At 75.7% G+C, this 17,200-nt stretch carries 15 protein-coding genes and 3 riboswitches; of the genes, 8 read left to right on the top strand and 7 right to left on the bottom strand.

The features are described 5' to 3' along the window. A partial coding sequence (locus tag F1544_RS11810) for an integrase core domain-containing protein (RefSeq protein ID WP_167582948.1) occupies positions 1 to 231 on the top strand: 231 nt, incomplete at its 5' end. Between the two features lie 13 nt (positions 232 to 244). On the opposite strand, the gene F1544_RS11805 is transcribed toward F1544_RS11810, so the two are convergent. Continuing rightward, positions 245 to 688, bottom strand: coding sequence for a riboflavin kinase (locus F1544_RS11805; protein WP_308470026.1), 444 nt, complete (start codon positions 686 to 688; stop codon positions 245 to 247). Between the two features lie 30 nt (positions 689 to 718). Beyond that, positions 719 to 831: riboswitch (SAM riboswitch) on the bottom strand. Between the two features lie 242 nt (positions 832 to 1,073). On the opposite strand from F1544_RS11805, the gene F1544_RS11800 reads away from it, so the two are divergent. Next, positions 1,074 to 2,294, top strand: coding sequence for a cobalamin-independent methionine synthase II family protein (locus F1544_RS11800; RefSeq protein WP_167585508.1), 1,221 nt, complete (start codon positions 1,074 to 1,076; stop codon positions 2,292 to 2,294). Between the two features lie 14 nt (positions 2,295 to 2,308). Here the strand turns inward: F1544_RS11800 and F1544_RS11795 are convergent, their stop codons facing one another. Further along, positions 2,309 to 2,923, bottom strand: a complete 615-nt coding sequence (locus F1544_RS11795; protein ID WP_167585505.1) for a copper resistance CopC family protein — start codon at positions 2,921 to 2,923, stop codon at positions 2,309 to 2,311. Positions 2,924 to 3,142: 219 nt separating this feature from the next. On the opposite strand from F1544_RS11795, the gene F1544_RS11790 reads away from it, so the two are divergent. From F1544_RS11790 to F1544_RS11775, 4 genes are all read left to right on the top strand, one after another. Next, on the top strand, positions 3,143 to 6,178 hold the full coding sequence (locus F1544_RS11790; protein WP_167585502.1) for a S8 family serine peptidase: 3,036 nt from the start codon (positions 3,143 to 3,145) through the stop codon (positions 6,176 to 6,178). A 79-nt stretch (positions 6,179 to 6,257) separates the two neighbouring features. After that, complete coding sequence (locus F1544_RS26330) at positions 6,258 to 6,512, top strand: hypothetical protein (RefSeq protein ID WP_167585500.1); 255 nt, start codon at positions 6,258 to 6,260, stop codon at positions 6,510 to 6,512. Continuing rightward, positions 6,509 to 7,042 carry a 2'-5' RNA ligase family protein gene (locus tag F1544_RS11780; protein ID WP_167585497.1) on the top strand — a complete coding sequence of 178 codons (534 nt, stop codon included), beginning with the start codon at positions 6,509 to 6,511 and terminating at the stop codon, positions 7,040 to 7,042. The genes F1544_RS26330 and F1544_RS11780 overlap by 4 nt, the downstream gene beginning before the upstream one ends. A gap of 92 nt (positions 7,043 to 7,134) precedes the next feature. Beyond that, positions 7,135 to 7,659 (top strand): dihydrofolate reductase family protein, encoded by a 525-nt coding sequence (locus F1544_RS11775; RefSeq protein ID WP_167585494.1) that lies wholly within the window; start codon positions 7,135 to 7,137, stop codon positions 7,657 to 7,659. 124 nt (positions 7,660 to 7,783) lie between these two features. Here the strand turns inward: F1544_RS11775 and F1544_RS11770 are convergent, their stop codons facing one another. Continuing rightward, the gene (locus F1544_RS11770) at positions 7,784 to 9,142 is read right to left on the bottom strand and encodes an MFS transporter (protein WP_167585491.1); all 1,359 of its coding nucleotides are present in this window, start codon (positions 9,140 to 9,142) and stop codon (positions 7,784 to 7,786) included. 57 nt (positions 9,143 to 9,199) lie between these two features. Next, a riboswitch (SAM riboswitch) is annotated at positions 9,200 to 9,310 on the bottom strand. A 188-nt stretch (positions 9,311 to 9,498) separates the two neighbouring features. Then, positions 9,499 to 9,609: riboswitch (SAM riboswitch) on the top strand. A 53-nt stretch (positions 9,610 to 9,662) separates the two neighbouring features. On the opposite strand from F1544_RS11770, the gene F1544_RS11765 reads away from it, so the two are divergent. Both F1544_RS11765 and F1544_RS11760 read left to right on the top strand, forming a co-directional pair. Continuing rightward, positions 9,663 to 10,937: an acyl-CoA dehydrogenase family protein gene (locus F1544_RS11765; protein ID WP_308470025.1), complete on the top strand. Its 1,275-nt coding sequence runs from the start codon at positions 9,663 to 9,665 to the stop codon at positions 10,935 to 10,937. 110 nt (positions 10,938 to 11,047) lie between these two features. Further along, positions 11,048 to 12,262 carry an MFS transporter gene (locus F1544_RS11760; protein WP_167585488.1) on the top strand — a complete coding sequence of 405 codons (1,215 nt, stop codon included), beginning with the start codon at positions 11,048 to 11,050 and terminating at the stop codon, positions 12,260 to 12,262. A gap of 6 nt (positions 12,263 to 12,268) precedes the next feature. On the opposite strand, the gene F1544_RS11755 is transcribed toward F1544_RS11760, so the two are convergent. Genes F1544_RS11755 through nadA form a run of 4 tightly spaced genes read right to left on the bottom strand, consistent with a single transcriptional unit; the run spans position 12,269 to position 17,176 of the window. Then, the gene (locus F1544_RS11755; protein ID WP_167585485.1) at positions 12,269 to 13,402 is read right to left on the bottom strand and encodes a cysteine desulfurase family protein; all 1,134 of its coding nucleotides are present in this window, start codon (positions 13,400 to 13,402) and stop codon (positions 12,269 to 12,271) included. After that, complete coding sequence (gene nadC, locus F1544_RS11750) at positions 13,399 to 14,283, bottom strand: carboxylating nicotinate-nucleotide diphosphorylase (protein ID WP_167585531.1); 885 nt, start codon at positions 14,281 to 14,283, stop codon at positions 13,399 to 13,401. The genes F1544_RS11755 and nadC overlap by 4 nt, the downstream gene beginning before the upstream one ends. Further along, a complete protein-coding gene (nadB, locus tag F1544_RS11745; RefSeq protein WP_208971715.1) occupies positions 14,280 to 15,881 on the bottom strand; it encodes an L-aspartate oxidase in 1,602 nt (533 codons plus the stop codon). Before nadB ends, nadC begins: the two co-directional genes overlap by 4 nt. Beyond that, the gene (nadA, locus tag F1544_RS11740; protein ID WP_167585482.1) at positions 15,878 to 17,176 is read right to left on the bottom strand and encodes a quinolinate synthase NadA; all 1,299 of its coding nucleotides are present in this window, start codon (positions 17,174 to 17,176) and stop codon (positions 15,878 to 15,880) included. Before nadA ends, nadB begins: the two co-directional genes overlap by 4 nt. Between the last annotated feature and the right edge of the window lie 24 nt (positions 17,177 to 17,200).

Here is a 17,200-nt window from a genome sequence, read left to right as displayed (position 1 = left end):
GCAGCACTGGGTGCCCGGCAGAAGTTCATCCGCCCGCACTGCCCCTGGCAGAACGGCAAGGTGGAGCGGTTGAACCGGACCCTGGCCACCGAGTGGGCCTACCGGCAGGTCTTCACCAGCAACGCCGAACGGGCCGCAGCCCTTGCCCCGTGGATCGAGCACTACAACACTCAACGCCGTCACAGCGCACTCGGTGGCCTCCCGCCGGTCAGCCGCCTGTCACCAACGTGATGGCCAGGTACACCTAGGCGGGGGTGACGACCCGCCCCGCGGCGTGGGAGCGGGCCCAGGCCCGCGTCGCCGCGACGTCGTCGCGCAGCTGCCGGACGAGGTCGTCGGAACCCGCGAACCGCCGCTGGGGCCGCAGCCGCTCGTGCAGCGTGACCAGGACCTCGCGGTCGTAGAGGTCGCCGTCGAAGTCCAGCAGGTTCGCCTCCAGCAACCGCACGCCCTCGCGGCCGTAGTACGTGGGGCGGTGCCCCACCGAGACCGCGGCCACGTGCACGGGGCCGTCCGAGCGGGGGTCGACCTGCACTGTCCCCGCCCAGACGCCGTCGTGCACGACCACCCCGGTGACGGGGACGTTGGCGGTGGGGAAACCCAGGGTCCGGCCGCGTTCGTCGCCGTGCTCGACGACGCCGCGCACCGTCAGGAGGGGAGTGCGCTGTTCGGGGAAGGTGTCGACCACGTCGTGTCCTCGTCTCGGGCTCCGCGCGGGAGCTCTGCCTTGCCGGCAGGGAACCCTGCAGGCCTGGTCCTCACCCGGGGCACCCCACGCAGCAGGAGGGTTGCCGGCCGACGAGCCGGGGCTCTCCGTCGGCACTCATGACCGTTGCCGAGGGTGGCAGAGGACCGCAGCACGGTCAAGACGCGGACCGGCACGGAGCGGGCGGGGGGAGGAGCACGACGGGCCGCGCCCGGCGGGTGTGGCCTACGCTGGCAGCACCTCCCAGACCGGCCGACAGACCCGGCCCGTCGTCCCCGTGCCGCGCGCGGGAGCCGCCCCTCCCGCGGCGGACCTCCGCGCGACGTGCTCGCGCGCAACCCGAACCACCTCCGAGGAGACGCATCCCGTGAGCCGCCGCCAGGTCCCCGTCACCCACGCGGGCAGCCTGCCCCGCACGCCCGAGCTCATCGCCGCGAACGACGCCCGCACCCTCGCCGCCGACGGCCTCACGCTGGAACGCACCCCGGAGTTCGACGGCCTCCTCACCGACGCGGTCGTCGACCTCGTCGTACGGCAGGCCGCGCTGGGGGTGACGGTCGTCGGGGACGGCGAGTACGGCAAGGCCATGACCAGCGCGGTGGACTACGGCGCCTGGTGGTCGTACTCGTTCCAGCGCGTGGCGGGGCTGACCGTCACGGGGGAGGACCTCTTCGCCCAGCCGGTGGTCCGCTCCGAGCCCGGGCACGTGCGGCTGACCAGCTTCCCCGACCGGCGCGACTGGACGACCTTCCGCGACGCCTACACCGACCCGACGTCCGGCATCTCCACGGGGAAGAACGCCACGGCGTTCCCGGCGACGACGGGGCCGCTGTCCTACGTGGGTCAGGAGGCGATCGCCTCCGACATCGCCAACCTCAAGGCGGGGCTGGCGGCCGCGGGGCTGGAGGAGGGTTTCATCACCTCGCTCTCCCCGGGCAGCGGTGCGCGCATCTCCAACCGGCACTACGCCACCGAGGAGGAGCACATCTGGGCCTGGGCCGACGTGCTGCGCGAGGAGTACCGCGCGGTGCTGGACGCCGGCCTGACCCTCCAGGTCGACGACCCCTCGATCGCCGAGAACTACGACCAGATCAACCCCGAACCCTCGATCGAGGACTACCGGGCGTTCACCCGCATCCGGGTCGAGGCGCTGAACCACGCCCTGCGCGGCCTGGACACCGACCGGGTCCGCTTCCACCTGTGCTGGGGCAGCTGGCACGGCCCGCACACGACGGACGTGGAGTTCCGCCACATCGCCGACGTCATGCTCGAGATCGACGCCGGCGCCTACTCCTTCGAGGCGGCCAACGCGCGGCACGAGCACGAGTGGAAGGTGTGGAAGGACCTGCCCCTGCCCGCGGGCAAGAAGATCGTGCCGGGGATCGTGAGCCACGCCACGAACGTCGTCGAGCACCCCGAGCTCGTCGCCGACCGGATCGAGCGCTTCGCGTCCGTCGTCGGTGCGGAGAACGTCATCGCCTCGACCGACTGCGGTCTGGGCGGGCGCATCCACCCGCAGATCGCCGTGGCCAAGCTCGCGGCGCTGAGCGACGGCGCGCGCCTGGCGAGCGAGCGGTTGTTCGGCTGAGCGCCCGGCGGGGCTCAGGAACCGTCGCGGCGCCGGCGCACGCCGACGAGCACCCCGACCACCGCGAGCACCGCGAGGGCGACGACGCCGGCGGTCAGCAGGGGTGACGCCGACCCGGTGCCGCCGACGGGGTCGACGGGGTCGACGGCGGGGCTCGACGGGCTGGGTGCCGCGGCGGTCGCGGAGGGCGACGGGGCCGCGGACGGGCTGGCGGGCGCGGTCCCGGTCGCGGCGGTGAAGCGGAACGACCCGGACACGGGGTGACCGTCGGAGGACGTGATCCGCCACTGCACCTCGTAGGTGCCCGCGGGGCGGTCGGCGGCGAGCGCCTGCGTGACGGTGGTGTCGAGCACCGAGACGTCGCCCGTGGAGACGATCCCCGCCGGGCCGGTGACCTGGACCTGCGTGCCCAGGCCGAGCGGGTCGGAGGACATCACGAGGCCGACGTGGTCGGGGGCCTGCTCCAGCGTCGCGCCGTCGGCGGGGTCGGTGGAGACCAGGCGGTCGTGGGCGGCGGCGGGGACGGCCGTGCCCGTCGCGGCGGCGACGCCGGCGCCCAGGCCGGCGCCGCAGCCCAGCAGGACGGCGAGGGCGGTGGTCAGCAGGCGGCGGTCGGCGGAGCGGGGCACCGCGCCACTGTACGAAGCGGCCCCGCGGGGACCGGCGACCGCCCCCGGGGCCGGGGCGCAGGACTCTCGGCGTCCTCTCAGCTCCGGCGCAGCTGATCACGAGCAGTGAGTGCTCGCGTACTTGACGCAGTGACAGGCACCAGGTTGGCTACGCACCGTTCGCCCTTCGTCACGAGAGGCGTCCCTTTCCCCTCGCGTCCCACCTCGTGGAGGCAGAACGTGCACGACGACCGCCCCAGCACTCCTCCACCCACCGCGGGCCGTGCGCGCCGGCGCCTCGTCCGCGGCGCCGCCTTCGCCGTCGGTGCCCTGCTCTGCGCGGTGCCCGTCGGCGGTGCCGCCGCCGTTCCCGCAGCGGTCCCCGGCGCCCTGCCGGCCGTGGGCGCGTTCAGCGACGGCCGCTACGTCGTGACCCTGGCCTCGGACTCGATGGCGTCCTACGACGGCTCGCTGCCCGGGCTGCCCCGGCTGAAGAAGTCGGCCGACGGCGGGGTCGACGTGACGCAGGAGGCCGCGAAGGACTACCGCGCCCGCCTCCTGCAGGAGCAGTCCGACGTCGCCGCGACCGCCGGGGTGCAGCCCCTGCAGCGCTACACGGTGGCCGTCAACGGGTTCTCCGCCGCGCTGTCGGCCGCGCAGGCGCAGAAGCTCGCCGGCCGGCCCGGCGTCCTCTCGGTCGTCCCCGACACGGTCCGCCACCTCGACACGACCGCCACCCCCGACTACCTGGGCCTGACCGGCGCGAACGGCGTCTGGGCCGCGGCCGGCGGGGTCGCGAAGGCCGGGGCCGGCGTCGTCGTCGGCGTCCTGGACACGGGCCTCTGGCCCGAGCACCCCTCCGTGGCCGGCAAGCCGCTCGGCTCGGCCCCCACCGCGAACGCGCCCTACACCGCCTACCGGACGGCGTCCGGCACGATCGTGCAGCGCAAGAAGGACGGCGGGACGTTCCGCGGCACCTGCGAGACGGGCACCGGCTGGACCGCCGCGAACTGCAGCACCAAGGTCATCGGCGCCCGCGCGTTCGGCGAGGGGTTCCTCGCCGCGAACGGCGGCGTGTCCGGGCTCGGGCAGTACGAGTACCTCTCGGCGCGCGACGGCGAGGGCCACGGGACGCACACGGCGACGACCGCCGCGGGCCTGGAGGGCGTGCCCGCGACGATCGACGGCGACGCCTACGGCAAGGCCTCCGGCATGGCCCCGGCCGCGTCCGTGGCCGTCTACAAGGTCTGCTGGTCCGCGGCCCCCGGCGGCGACGACGGGTGCATGACCTCCGACATCCTCGGGGCCGTGGACGCCGCGATCGCCGACGGCGTCGACGTCATCAACTACTCGATCGGCGGCGGTGCCGCGACGACCGTGAACGACCCGGTCGAGCTGGCGTTCCTCTCCGCCGCCTCGGCGGGCGTGTTCGTCTCCGCCTCGGCCGGGAACTCCGGCCCCGGCGCCTCGACCCTCGACCACGCCAGCCCCTGGCTGACCACGGTCGCCGCGACCACCGCGGTGCCGCGCGAGGGCACGGTCGTGCTCGGCGACGGGCGGAAGTTCGTCGGCACGCGGCTCGTGCAGAAGCCGCTGAAGTCCACCACCCTGACCCTGGCCAGCGCCGTCGCCGTGGCGGGCAAGCCTGCGGCGGAGGTCGCGATCTGCCAGGCCGGCAGCCTCAGCGCTAAGGCCAAGGGCAAGGTCGTCGTCTGCGACCGCGGGGTCACCGACCGCGTCGCCAAGTCCGCCGAGGTCGCCCGCGTCGGCGGGGCCGGGATGGTCCTGGTCAACCCGACCCCGAACTCCATCGACTCCGACGCGCACACCGTGCCGACGGTCCACCTCGACACGGCCGCGGGGGCGAAGGTCAAGGCCTACGCCGCGTCCGCCAAGAAGCCCACCGTCGCCTTCGAGGTCGGCAACACCACGGGCACGCCGACCCCCGCCCCGCAGATCGCCGGGTTCTCCTCCCGCGGCCCGACGCCGGCGAGCGACGGCGACGTCCTCAAGCCGGACATCGCGGCGCCCGGCGTGGGCATCGTCGCGGGCGTCGCCCCGGGCCCGAACCGCGGCAACCTGTTCATGCCGCTCTCGGGCACCTCGATGTCCGCCCCGCACGTCGCGGGCCTCGCGGCCCTCTACCTCGGCGTGCACCCGCGCTGGTCCCCGATGGCCGTGAAGTCGGCCATGATGACCACCGCCCGCGCCCTGGTGAACGCCGACGGCAGCCCGAACCGGAACCCCTTCGACGGCGGCGCCGGCTTCGTCGACCCGACGAAGATGCTGAACCCCGGCCTCGTCTACGACTCCACCCCGACGGACTGGATCGCGTTCCTCGAGGGTTCCGGCATCCAGACCGGCACGGGCGTCGAGGCCGTCGACCCGAGCGACCTGAACCAGGCCTCGATCGCGGTCGGTTCGCTCGCGGGCACCCAGACCGTCACCCGGTCGGTCACGTCCACCACCACGGGCCTGTTCAACGCCACCGCCACCGTGCCCGGGTTCGACGTGCGCGTCTCCCCGAGCGTGCTGGTGTTCAACGCGGTGGGGGAGACCAAGAAGTTCACGGTCAGCTTCACCCGGACCACGGCGGAGGAGGACGAGTGGAGCACGGGCGCGCTGACCTGGCGCGGCGCGAACCTCTCGGTCCGCTCGCCCGTCGCCGTGAAGCCCGTGGCCGTCGTGGCCCCCGACCAGGTGACCGGGACGGGCACCGAGGGCAGCACCGACGTCACGATCACCTCGGGCGTCGACGGTGAGCTGCCCGTCACGACGGCCGGTCTCGCGGCCGGCTCCACCGCCGACGGCGACCTGGCCCCCGGCGCCGACGACCAGTACCGCGTCGAGGTCGGCGAGGGCACCAGCCTCGCCCGGTTCGACGTGCAGGCCGCCGACGACCGCTCCGACCTCGACCTGGCGCTCTACCGCCTGGCCGCGGACGGCACCGCCGAGCAGGTGGCGCTCTCCGCGACCGGCTCGGCCGACGAGCGCATCGACGTCCTGGCCCCCGAGGCCGGCACCTACGTCGTCCAGGTCTCGGGCTACGCCACGGCGCCGGGCGCGAGCACGGCGCCCTACGCCCTGACGAGCTACGCGGTCACGCCCGACACGGACGAGGGCGACCTGACGGCCACCCCGAACCCCGTGCCCGTCACGGCGGGGGAGCCGGTGACGGTGTCGCTGAGCTGGTCCGGTCTCGAGGAGGGCACCCGCTACCTCGGCTGGGTGAGCTTCGGGGACTCCCCGACGCCGACGGTCGTCGCCGTCGACTAGCAGCACCGAGCACCACCGGCGGCCGCCGCACCCGGGAGGGTGCGGCGGCCGTCCTGCGTCCCGGGTGGGAGGATGCGGTGTGCCCGCCGCCCAGCCCCGCCGCAAGGCCTCTCCCGGCGCGATCGGCGTCGTCGTCGCGGGCCTCGCCTCGATCGTCGTGAGCGCGGTGTTCTTCCCGCTCGCGCTCGTCATCGCCGGCGTCAGCGGCGCGGTCTCGGTGCGCCACCTCCGCGCGGGGAGCCCCGACCGCGGGTGGTGGACCGCGGGGGCCGCCATCGCGGCCGTGTCGCTGCTGCTGTCGGTCTGGGGCGCCGTGGTCGTCCTGTCGCGGTGAGCGATCCGCTGATCCTCGCCCTCGCGCTCGCCGGGGCGGACGCCGGGCGGCTGGACGCGCTGCGCGAGCGGCACTTCCCGCCGCAGCGCAACCAGCTGCGCGCCCACGTCACGATGTTCCACCAGCTGCCCGGCGAGGAGCTGCCCGCCGTCCTCGACGCCGTGCGCGAGGCCTGCGCGCGGCCGGCCTTCACCGTCGAGGTCGCGGGCGTCCGCTCCCTCGGGCGCGGCGCGGCGCTGGTCCTGCGCTCGCCCGAGCTGGACGCCCTGCGCGCCGACCTCGCCCGCCGCTTCACGCCGTGGCTGACGCGGCAGGACGCGCAGAGGTTCTCCGCGCACGTCACCGTCGCGAACTTCCTGGCGCCCGACGCCGCGAAGGCCCTCGTGGCCGACCTGAGCGCCGGGTTCACGCCCTGGGCGGTGCGGGCCGAGGGGGTGGCCGTGCACCGCTACCTCGGCGGCCCCTGGGAGCTCGTCGACGTCGTCCCGCTGGCCGGCGGCCAGGCGGAGGCGGTCGCCCCCCGCCCGTGACCCGGGCGCAGGCGGAACTCCCTCGACCCCGGCCGGGAGCCCTGCCAGGCTGAGCGTCCCGGCGGACGCCGGTCGCCGCGGAGGGAGTCGACGTGCGCAGGCTGACCTACTACGTGGGCGTGACCCTGGACGGGTACGTCGCCGCCCCCGACGGTTCCTCCGACGTGTTCCCCGTCGACGAGTCGGTCCTCGCGTTCATCGCCGCGGAGTTCCCCGAGACCCTGCCCACCCACGTGCGCGAGCAGCTCGGCGTCACGGCCGCGGGGACCCGCTTCGACACCGTGCTCGTGGGCCGGGCGACGTACGAGCCCGCCCTGCGGGCGGGCATCACGAGCCCCTACGCGCACCTGGACCAGCACGTCGTCTCCACGACGCTGCCGCCGCGCGAGGAGGCGGGCCTGCACGTCGGCGGCGGGGACCCCGTCGCGCTCGTGCGGCGGCTGAAGCAGGAGCCGGGCGCGGGGATCTGGCTGGCCGGCGGCGGGAGGCTCGCCGGTGCGCTCCTGGCGGAGATCGACGAGCTGGTGCTCAAGCGCTACCCGGTGGTGCTCGGGGCCGGCATCCCCGTGATCGCCGCCGCCCGGGCTGCGCCGCAGCCGTTCCGCGTCACGGGCTAGACCGTCCTGGCCGGGGGTGCCGTCGTGACGACGTCCGCCCGCACGGGCTGAGCACCACCGCAGGTCGCGGCGGGGCCCGGCCCGTGCGGGCGGCGGAGGTCCTGCGCTGGAGGGGGTTCCCCCGTCAGGACCCGACCGGAGCGGGCACGTGCTCCAGGTCGCCCAGCGTCATGCCCCGCGCCTCGACGCCGCGCGACCACCAGACCACGCCCGCCACCGAGCCGATCAGCCAGAAGGCGGCGAGCAGCACGAACATCGACGTGACGGAGAAGGCCACCGCGACCTCGGCCAGCAGCACCTGACCCACCACCGCGCCCATGCGGCCCACGCCGACCGACGCACCGACCCCGGTGGCGCGCAGGTGGGTGGGGAACTGCTCCGAGAACGTGGGGTAGGCCGAGACCCAGGCGCACGTGGCGAAGAACGCCGCGACGGTGAACGCCACGAGCACGAGCGCCCGCGAACCCGTCGACGCCGCCGCCGCGCACCCGAGCATGCTCAGCGACGCACCCGTGTAGGCCGCGACGACCGACGGCTTGCGCCCCAGGCGGTCCAGCGCCCAGGCGATGAGCACGCCGCCGGCCAGCGCCCCGACGTTGGCGATGAGGAAGTAGTACGGCAGCGCGGCGTCGGAGATCGGCACGGCACCCGAGGCGGAGGAGAACACGAAGACGCTCATCGCCGTGAACAACCCGTAGTAGCCCGCGGCCTCGGAGAAGTCCAGCGCCATCCCCAGGAACAGCTTGCTGCGGTGGTGGGCCCACAGCTCACCCAGGGCGCTGCCGCCCCGGGCCGACGAGGGCGGCAGCGCGTAGCCCTCCGCGCTGGCCTGCCCGGTGATCGCCTCGACCACGGCGTCGGCCTCCGCCAGCCGTCCGCGGGAGGCCAGCCACCGCGGGGACTCGGGCACCAGGCGCCGGGCGAGCAGGCCGTAGACGGCGCTGACCACCCCGAACAGCAGGGTGTAGCGCCACGTCAGCCCGAACGTGGAGATGACGAGGATGGAGACCAGCGAGGACAGGATCCCGCCGAGCGCCCAGAAGCTCATGACCAGGCCGTTGCTGCGCCCGCGGTTGCGCGCCGGCGTGAACTCCGAGATCGCCGAGGTGATCGCCGAGTACTCACCGCCGACCCCGAGGGCCGTGATGAACCGGAACACCATGAAGACCTCGTACGAGGGTGCCGCCGAACTGGCCACCGCGGCGATCGAGTACACCAGCAGGGTCGCGACGAACAGGCGCTTGCGCCCCACCTTGTCGGCGAGCCAGCCGAAACCGACGGCGCCCACGGCGATCCCGAGGAACCAGACGACGTTGATGGTGACCGCCTGGCCGGCGCCCAGGCCGAACTCGGCCTGGATGCCCGGGATCACCGAGCCGATGATCTGCACCTCGAAGGCGTCGAGCATCCAGCCGATGCCCAGGGCGGTGGCGATGCGGGTGTGCGCGGGTTTCCAGCGCGAGTGGTCGAGCCGTGCAGCCATGGGGGTCGTCCTCGAGTCGTAGCCGCGGCGTCGACGACAGGGAGGCAGGCCGGGGGAGGCTCGTCCTTACCGGTGCGTCGGCACCAGGTCAGGTCATCACCCGGGGCACCCCACGACGAGGAGGGTTGCCGCCCAGCAAGCCGGGGCTCTCTGCTGGAACTCGTGACCGGGGCAGAAAGTAACCAGCGCGGGAACCGGCTGTCAACCGGTTCCCCGACCCTCCTCCGGGGCCGCGGACCCGGCGGTGCGGCGGCCGCCCCGACGGGCCGGCGAGGACGGCGACGGCGCCGGCCCCGCCCGGGCGGACTTCGCCGTTCGCTCGACGCGTGTCGGCGTCCTGGGGTAGTTTCGTCGGCGGTCACGAGTTCCAGCGCGAAGCCCCGGCTCGCTGGACGGCAACCCTCCTCGCTGTGGGGTGCCCCGGGTGATGACCTGACCTGGTGCTCGCGCACGGGTAAGGCGGGCCCCCGGGCACGGTCGTCGGACGCGGGCACCCCGACGACGACCTGGGGAGCACCCTGTGACCACCACCACCGACGCGACCTCCGCCGCCGCCACCCGCGGGAGCGCCGAGGAGCGCGCCGGCCGCCTGGCCGCCGCCCGCGCCCGCCTCGCGCCGCTGTTCGCCGAGGCCGCCGAGGGCGCGTCGCGCCGCGAGGCCGAGCGCGAGCTGCCCCGCGCGCAGGTGCGCGCCCTGGCCGCCGCCGGGTTCGGGAACCTGCGCGTGCCCGCCGACCTCGGGGGCGACGGGCTGACGTGGGTCGAGACCGCCGAGCTCCTGGTGGAGGCCGCGACCGCCGATCCCGCTCTCCCGCAGATCTTCCGCGGCCACCTCGCGTGGGTGGAGCACCTCCTGACGCTGCCGCCGGGCTCCTACCGCGACGGCTGGCTGGCGCGGGTCACCGCGGGGGACCTGGTCGGCAACGCGTGGTCGGCCACGGGCGACGTCATCGGCCGCTCGGGCACCGTCGTCGAGCGCGACGGTGCGGGGTGGGTCGTCAGCGGCCGCAAGTACTACACGACGGGCACGATCTTCGCCGACTGGGCGGACGTGACCTGCCGGGTGGGCGACGAGGCGTCCACGGCGCTGGTGCGCACCGGCCAGGACGGCGTCACCGTCTCCGACGACTGGGACGGCTTCGGCCAGCGCGTCACCGGCACCGGCACGCTCGTCCTGGACCGGGCCCGGGTCGAGGAGGAGGACGTGGCCCCCTTCGAGGGCCGCTTCCGCTACCAGACCGCGCTCTACCAGCTGGTGCTGCTGACCGTGCAGGCCGGCATCGCCGCCGCGATCGAGCGGGACACGGGCGCCGAGGTGCGCGCCCGCACCCGCACCTACACCCACGGCCTGGCCCCGCTGGTGCGCGAGGACCCCGCCGTCCTCGCCGTGGCCGGGGAGATCAGCGCGGCCGCGTTCGCCGCGCGCCTGCTGGTGCGCGGGGCGGCCGAGGCGGTCCAGGGCGCCGCCGACACCGCCGCCCGGCGCGACTCGCCCGAGGACCTGGCCGCCAACGTCGTCGCCGAGATCGCCACGGCCCAGGCCCAGGTGGTGCTCTCGCGCTCGGTGCCGGCCGCGGCGACCGCGCTGTTCGACACCCTGGGCGCCTCGGGGGTCTCCACGAGCAGGAACCTCGACCGGCACTGGCGCAACGCGCGCACGGTCGCCAGCCACAACCCGGTGATCTACAAGGCGCGCATCGTCGGGGACTTCTCCGTCAACGGCACCACCCCGCCGTACGTGTGGGACATCGGCACCGCCGCGTCGGTCGCGCAGCAGGGCGGTTCCACCGCCTGACTCCTCCCACCCGTCCGCACCCGCTGCGGTGCAGCGGCTCCGGGACGTGCGGTGCGGTGGCGCGCCGCTCGGCCGCCCGGCCGCGTGCGGCGCTCCCGTAGGTTCGGAGGATGACCTCCCCCGTCTCCGCGCGCCCGGGGTTCTCCCCGGCGCTGGCCCGGCGCCGCGCCGCCATCTTCACGGTCATGCTCGTCGTCGGGACGGGGACCGCCTCGTGGGTCGTGCGGACCCCGGCGGTCCGCGACCTGCTGCAGGCCTCGACCGCGGAGATGGGACTCGTCCTGTTCGGCATCTCCGTCGGGTCCATGACCGGCGTGCTGTCCTCGGCGGGGGTGGTGCGCCGCCACGGCGCCCGGCGCACGATCGGGGCGGGCGGGGCGACGTTCGTCCTGGGTGTGGCCCTCATCGGGGCCGCGGCCCCGATGTCCTCCTCCGCGGGCGCCTTCGCGGGCCTGGCCCTCGTCGGGTTCGGCATCGGGCTGTCCGAGATCGCGATCAACGTGGAGGGCGCGGCCCTCGAGGCCGCGTCCGGGCGGCGGGTCCTGCCCGTGCTGCACGGCTGCTTCAGCCTCGGCACCGTGGTGGGGGCCGTGGTCGGCGTCGGGCTGACCGCCCTCGACACGCCCGTGCCCTGGCACCTGGGGGGCGTCGCCGTGGTGGGGGCCGTGGCGGTCGCGTGGGCCGTCCCGGCGATCCCGAGCGACACCGGGCGGGCGGTCCCCGGGGCCGGGGGCGGCCCCGGCTGGCGCACGCAGCTGGGGCTGTGGCGGCAGCGGCGCATCGTCGCCCTGGGGGTCATCGTCCTCGCCCTGGCCCTGGCCGAGGGGTCCGCCAACGACTGGCTCCCGCTGATCATGGTGGACGGCCACGGCGTCTCGGCGACGCTCGGCTCCGTCGTCTTCACGGGCTTCGCCGCCGCCATGACCGTGGGCCGCTTCGCCGGGGAGCCGCTGCTCGCCCGGTTCGGCAACGCCGCCGTCCTGCGGGCCAGCGCCCTGGTCTCGGCCGTCGGCATCGCCGTCGTGGTGTTCTCCGACAGCGCGCTGCTGGCCGGCTGCGCCGTCGTGCTGTGGGGCCTGGGCGCCGCCCTCGGCTTCCCCGTGACGCTCTCGGCCGCCGCCGACAGCGACGACCCGACGTCCTCGGTGGCCACGGTCGCGGTCGCCGGCTACCTCGCCTTCCTGGTGGGGCCGCCGCTGCTCGGGTTCCTCGGGGAGCACCTGGGGCTGCGCGCCGCGATGGTCGTCGTGCTCGTCGTCGTCGCCGCGGCCAGCCTCCTCACGTCCGCGGCCCGTCCGCGGGACCCCGCCGCCGCCGACCGCTGACGCCGCTCAGACGGAGGCGGCGGCGCCGACCGCGGCCGGCAGGACGCGCAGGACCTCGGCGACGTCGTCGGCGGTGGTGCTCGCGCCGAGGGTGAACCGCACCGCGGTGCGGGCGAGGTCGGCGTCGATCCCCATGGCCAGCAGCACCGCGGAGGCGTCGTCGGAGTCGGCCGCGCACGCCGAGCCGCTGGAGCACACGATCCCGGACTGCTCGAGCTCGGCGAGGACCGTCTCGCCCCCCACGCCGCGGAAGCAGAACGACGCGTGGCCGGGCAGCCGGTGGACGGGGTGGCCGGTGAGGACGGCGGTGGGCACGCTCGCCAGGACGCCGGCGATGAGCTCGTCGCGCAGGGCGCGCAGCCGCGGGCCCTCGCTCGCCCGGGCGGCGTCCGCGGCGCGCAGGGCCACGGCGGTCGCGACGGCCGAGGCGACGTCGACGGTGCCGGAGCGGCGGCCGCGCTCCTGCCCGCCGCCGTGCAGGACGGGGTCCAGCGCCAGCGCGCCCCGCACGTGCAGGAACCCCGCGCCGCGCAGGCCGCCCAGCTTGTGCCCGGACACCGACAGCGCGTCCACGCCGAGCGCGTCCACGCGGAGGTCGAGGTGGCCCGCGGCCTGGACCGCGTCGGTGTGCAGCGGGACCCCGTGGGCGCGGCAGAGGGCCGACACCTGCGCGAGCGGCTGCAGCGTGCCCACCTCGTTGTTCGCGGCCATGACGGACACGAGGGTGGTGTCGTCGGTCACGACCGCGGCGAGCTCGTCGAGGTCGACGGTCCCGGCCGCGTCGACGCCGACCACGTCGACCCGGAAGCCGCGGTGGCGCAGGGCGAGTGCGGTCTCCAGGACGGCGGGGTGCTCGACGGCGGTCGTCACGACGTGGCGCCCGCGCGGAGTCGCGGTGGCGATCCCGGTGACGGCAAGGTTGTCGGCCTCGGTGCCCCCGGAGGTGAACACCACCTCGCCGGGCCGGCAGCCGAGCACGGCGGCGACGGTCTCGCGCGCCGCGTCGAGCCCGGCCTTCGCCGCCCGCCCGACCTCGTGGGCGCTGGAGGGGTTCCCGGTCACCTGCGTGAGGTAGGGCCAGGCCGCCTCCAGCACCTCCCGCGTGGGCGGGGTGGTCGCCGCGTGGTCGAGGTAGATCACGGGGCCGCGGTCCCCGGGGCGGCCAGCGCCGTGTCGAGGCCGATGTCGAGGGTGGGGGAGTTCTGCGTCAGGGCGCCCACCGACACCAGGTCGACGCCGGTCGCGGCGATGGCCGCGACGGTGTCCAGCCGCACGCCCCCGCTCGCCTCGACGAGAGCGCGCCCGGCGACCCGGCGCACCCCCTCCTCGAGGTCGGCGAGGCTGAAGTTGTCGAGCAGGACGACGTCGACGTCCGCGGCCAGGACGGCGTCGAGCTGGTCGAGGGAGTCCACCTCGACCTCGATCACCGTCGTGTGCGGCACCTGCTCCCGCACGCCCTTCAGGGCCGTCGTGACGTCGAGGCCGCCCGCGGTCAGCACCGCCAGGTGGTTGTCCTTGACCAGCACGGCGTCCGACAGCGAGAACCGGTGGTTGTGGCCGCCGCCGGCCCGCACCGCGGCGCGCTCCAGCGCCCGCAGCCCCGGGGTCGTCTTGCGGGTGTCGACCACGCGGGCGCGCGTCCCGGCGACCTGCGCGACGAAGGCGGCCGTGAGGGTGGCGACCCCCGACAGGTGCTGCACGAGGTTCAGGGCGACCCGCTCGGCGCGCAGGACGGCGTGCGCGTTCCCGCTCACCCGGCCCAGCACGTCCCCGGCGGCGAAGACGGTGCCGTCGGCGGGGACGTCGGTCACGCGGACCTCTCCGCCGACGAGGGCCGCGGCCTGGGCGAACGCCGCGTGGACGGCCGCGCCGCCCGCGAGCACGCCGGGTTCCCGGGCGCGCAGCTCGGCGGTGGCCAGCGACCCGGCCGGGACGAGGGCCTCGCTGGTCAGGTCGCCCCAGGGGGCGTCCTCGGCGAGGGCGGCGGCGACGACGGCCGCGACGGCGGAGCGGGAGTTCAGCACGGGGTCCTCCGCAGGGTGAGGCGCCGGGGGACCGGCGGCGGGTTCGGGTGGTCGCTGCGGTGGTGGGCGCCCAGGGAGTTCTCCCGGGCCGTCGCGGCGGCGACGAGCAGCTGCCCCGCGAGCAGGAGGTTCGCGTCCTCCCGCGTCCCGCGGCGCACGTCGGTGCCCGGTTCGAGCGTGACGGGTTCCTCGTCGGGGGTCAGCAGCTTCGCCGCGACGGCGAGGCCGGCCGCCTCGCGGACGAGGCCCGTGTGCTCCCAGAGGGCCGCCTGCAGGTCGCGGCGGGCCAGGTGGGCCGCCGCGGTCGAGGCCGTCCCGGGCAGCTCCAGCACGTCCTCGTCGGCCCCGGGGCGCACGGGCGGGCGGTCGGCGTCGAGGTCGGCGACGACGCGCCCGCCCGTGACGAGGGCCTCCAGCAGGGAGTTCGACGCGAGGCGGTTCGCGCCGTGCACGCCCGTGCAGGCGACCTCGCCCGCGGCCCACAGTCCGGGCAGGCTGGTGCGGCCCGCGGCGTCGGTGCGCACGCCGCCCATCCAGTAGTGCGCCGCGGGGGTCACCGGCACCGGGTCGTGCTCGGGGTCGAGGCCCTGCTCGCGGCACATCGCCGCGATGCCCGGGAAGCGCTGCGCGAACGGCGTCCCGAGCCGCCGGGAGACGCCGGTGGCGTCCAGCAGGACGGGGCGGCCGCCCGTGCGCCCCATGGCGGCGGCGATGGCGCGGGCCACCACGTCGCGCGGCGCGAGCTCCGCACGCGCATCGACGTCGGGCATGAAGCGGTGCCCCTCGGCGTCGAGGAGGAGGGCGCCCTCGCCGCGCACGGCCTCGGAGACGAGGAACGGCCGCGGCAGCGCGGCCGCCGTGGGGTGGAACTGGTACATCTCGAGGTCGCTGACGTCGGCGCCCGCCCGCCACGCGGCGGCGAGGCCGTCGGCCGTGGCCACCGCGGGGTTCGTGGTGCGGGAGAACAGCTGCCCGGCACCGCCCGTGGCGAGGACGACCGACCCGGCCAGGAAGCAGTGCAGGACGTCGCGGCCGTCCGGCCCGGCCAGCAGGACGTCGGCGCCGACGACGCGGCCGTCGGCCACCACCAGGTCGGCGAGGAACCCCTGCTCGCGCACGTCGACGTCGCTGCGGCGCACGGCCGCCGACAGCGCCGCGGAGATCGCGGCGCCCGTCCGGTCGCCGTCCACGTGCAGGATGCGCGGGCGCGAGTGCGCCGCTTCCAGGCCGAGCGACCAGTGCCCGTCGCCGCCGCGGTCGAAGGCGACGCCCCGCTCCGCGAGGACGCGCACGGCCTCCGGGCCGGCGGCGCAGAGCGCCTGCACCGCAGCGGGGACGCCGAGACCGGCGCCCGCGGCCAGGGTGTCGGCGACGTGCGCGGCGACGTCCTCGCGGCCGTCCGCGACGGCGATCCCGCCCTGGGCGTAGTGCGTGCTGCCGTCGCCGAGCTCGGTCTTGGTGACGAGCACGACGGAGCGGGTCCGGGCGGCCTCCAGCGCCGCGGTGAGGCCCGCGATGCCCGCGCCGACGACGAGGACGTCGGTGCGCACCGCCTCCGGCGCGGGACGGGGAGCGGCGGCGGAGAGCGTGCTCACGGCCGCACCGCGAGCATCCGCTCCAGCGCCACCCGGCCGGCGGCCGCCACGTCGTCGGCGACCTTGACCTGGTTCACGACGGTCCCGGCGACCAGCGACTCCAGCACCCACGCGAGGTAGGCCGGGTGGATCCGGTACATCGTCGAGCAGGGGCAGATGACCGGGTCCAGGCAGGTGATCGTGAGGTCCGGGCGGGCGTCGGCGAGGCGCCGCACCATGTTCACCTCGGTGCCGATGGCGAACGCCGTGCCGGCGGGGGCCTCGTCGACGACGCGCTGGATGTACTGGGTGGAACCGTTCTCGTCGGCCGCGTCGACGACCTCGGCCGGGCACTCGGGGTGCACGACGACGCGGACGTCGGGGTTCTCCGCGCGCGCCTGCGCGATCTGGTCGACCGTGAACCGCGCGTGCACCGAGCACCAGCCGCGCCACAGGACCACGCGGGCGTCGGTGAGGGCCTCGGCGGAGTTCCCGCCGCGCGCCTTGCGCGGGTCCCACACGGGCATCTGCGACAGCGGCACGCCCATGGCCTTGGCCGTGTTGCGGCCGAGGTGCTGGTCGGGGAAGAACAGCACGCGCTGGCCGCGCTGGAACGCCCACTCGAGCACCTGCGCCGCGTTGGAGGAGGTGCACACGATGCCGCCGTGGTCGCCGCAGAAGCCCTTCAGCGCCGCGGAGGAGTTCATGTAGGTGACGGGCACGACGGGGACCCTGCCGTCGGCGTCGGGTTCGGTGCCGTACAGCGCCTCGAGCTGCTCCCAGCACGCCGTGACGGAGTCGATGTCGGCCATGTCGGCCATCGAGCAGCCCGCCGCGAGGTTCGGCAGGACGACGACCTGGTCCTCGCGGGAGAGCAGGTCCGCGGTCTCGGCCATGAAGTGCACGCCGCAGAACACGACGAACTCCGCCTCCTGCGCTGCCCGCGAGGCCTGCGCCAGCTGGAAGCTGTCCCCGACGACGTCGGCGAACTGCACCACCTCGTCGCGCTGGTAGTAGTGCCCGAGCACGACGAGCCGGTCGCCCAGCGCCGCCTTCGCCGCACGGATGCGCTCCTCGAGCTCCGGGGCGGGCGTGCGGCGGTACTCCGCCGGGATCTGCTGCTGCACCGGGGTGGTCGGCGGGGCGACGTCGAACCGGGAGGCGCCCGCGCCGTAGGTGGGCGCGGGCAGCGGCAGGCCCGGGGTGGCGTCGAGCGTCCACGGCCCGTCCGCCAGCGCGGGGTCGCACACCGAGTCGGCCGAGCGGGGCGACGGGGTGCGGGTGAGCAGGTCGATCTGGACGGGCACGGAGGCCATCGGGGGAGCCTTCCTGGGCTGGGA

The sequence above is a fragment of the Kineococcus rubinsiae genome, assembly GCF_011839805.1.
Taxonomy (GTDB): Bacteria; Actinomycetota; Actinomycetes; order Actinomycetales; family Kineococcaceae; genus Kineococcus; species Kineococcus rubinsiae.
Note: the sequence above shows the minus strand (reverse complement) of the source record. Positions and strands in the feature narration are given on the sequence as shown.

Excerpts from the sequence above, each read along its gene's own strand:
- F1544_RS11770 (WP_167585491.1), bottom strand. The coding sequence starts at position 9,142 with ATGGCTGCACGGCTCGACCACTCGCGCTGGAAACCCGCGCACACCCGC.
- F1544_RS11760 (WP_167585488.1), top strand. The coding sequence starts at position 11,048 with ATGACCTCCCCCGTCTCCGCGCGCCCGGGGTTCTCCCCGGCGCTGGCC.
- nadA (WP_167585482.1), bottom strand. The coding sequence starts at position 17,176 with ATGGCCTCCGTGCCCGTCCAGATCGACCTGCTCACCCGCACCCCGTCG.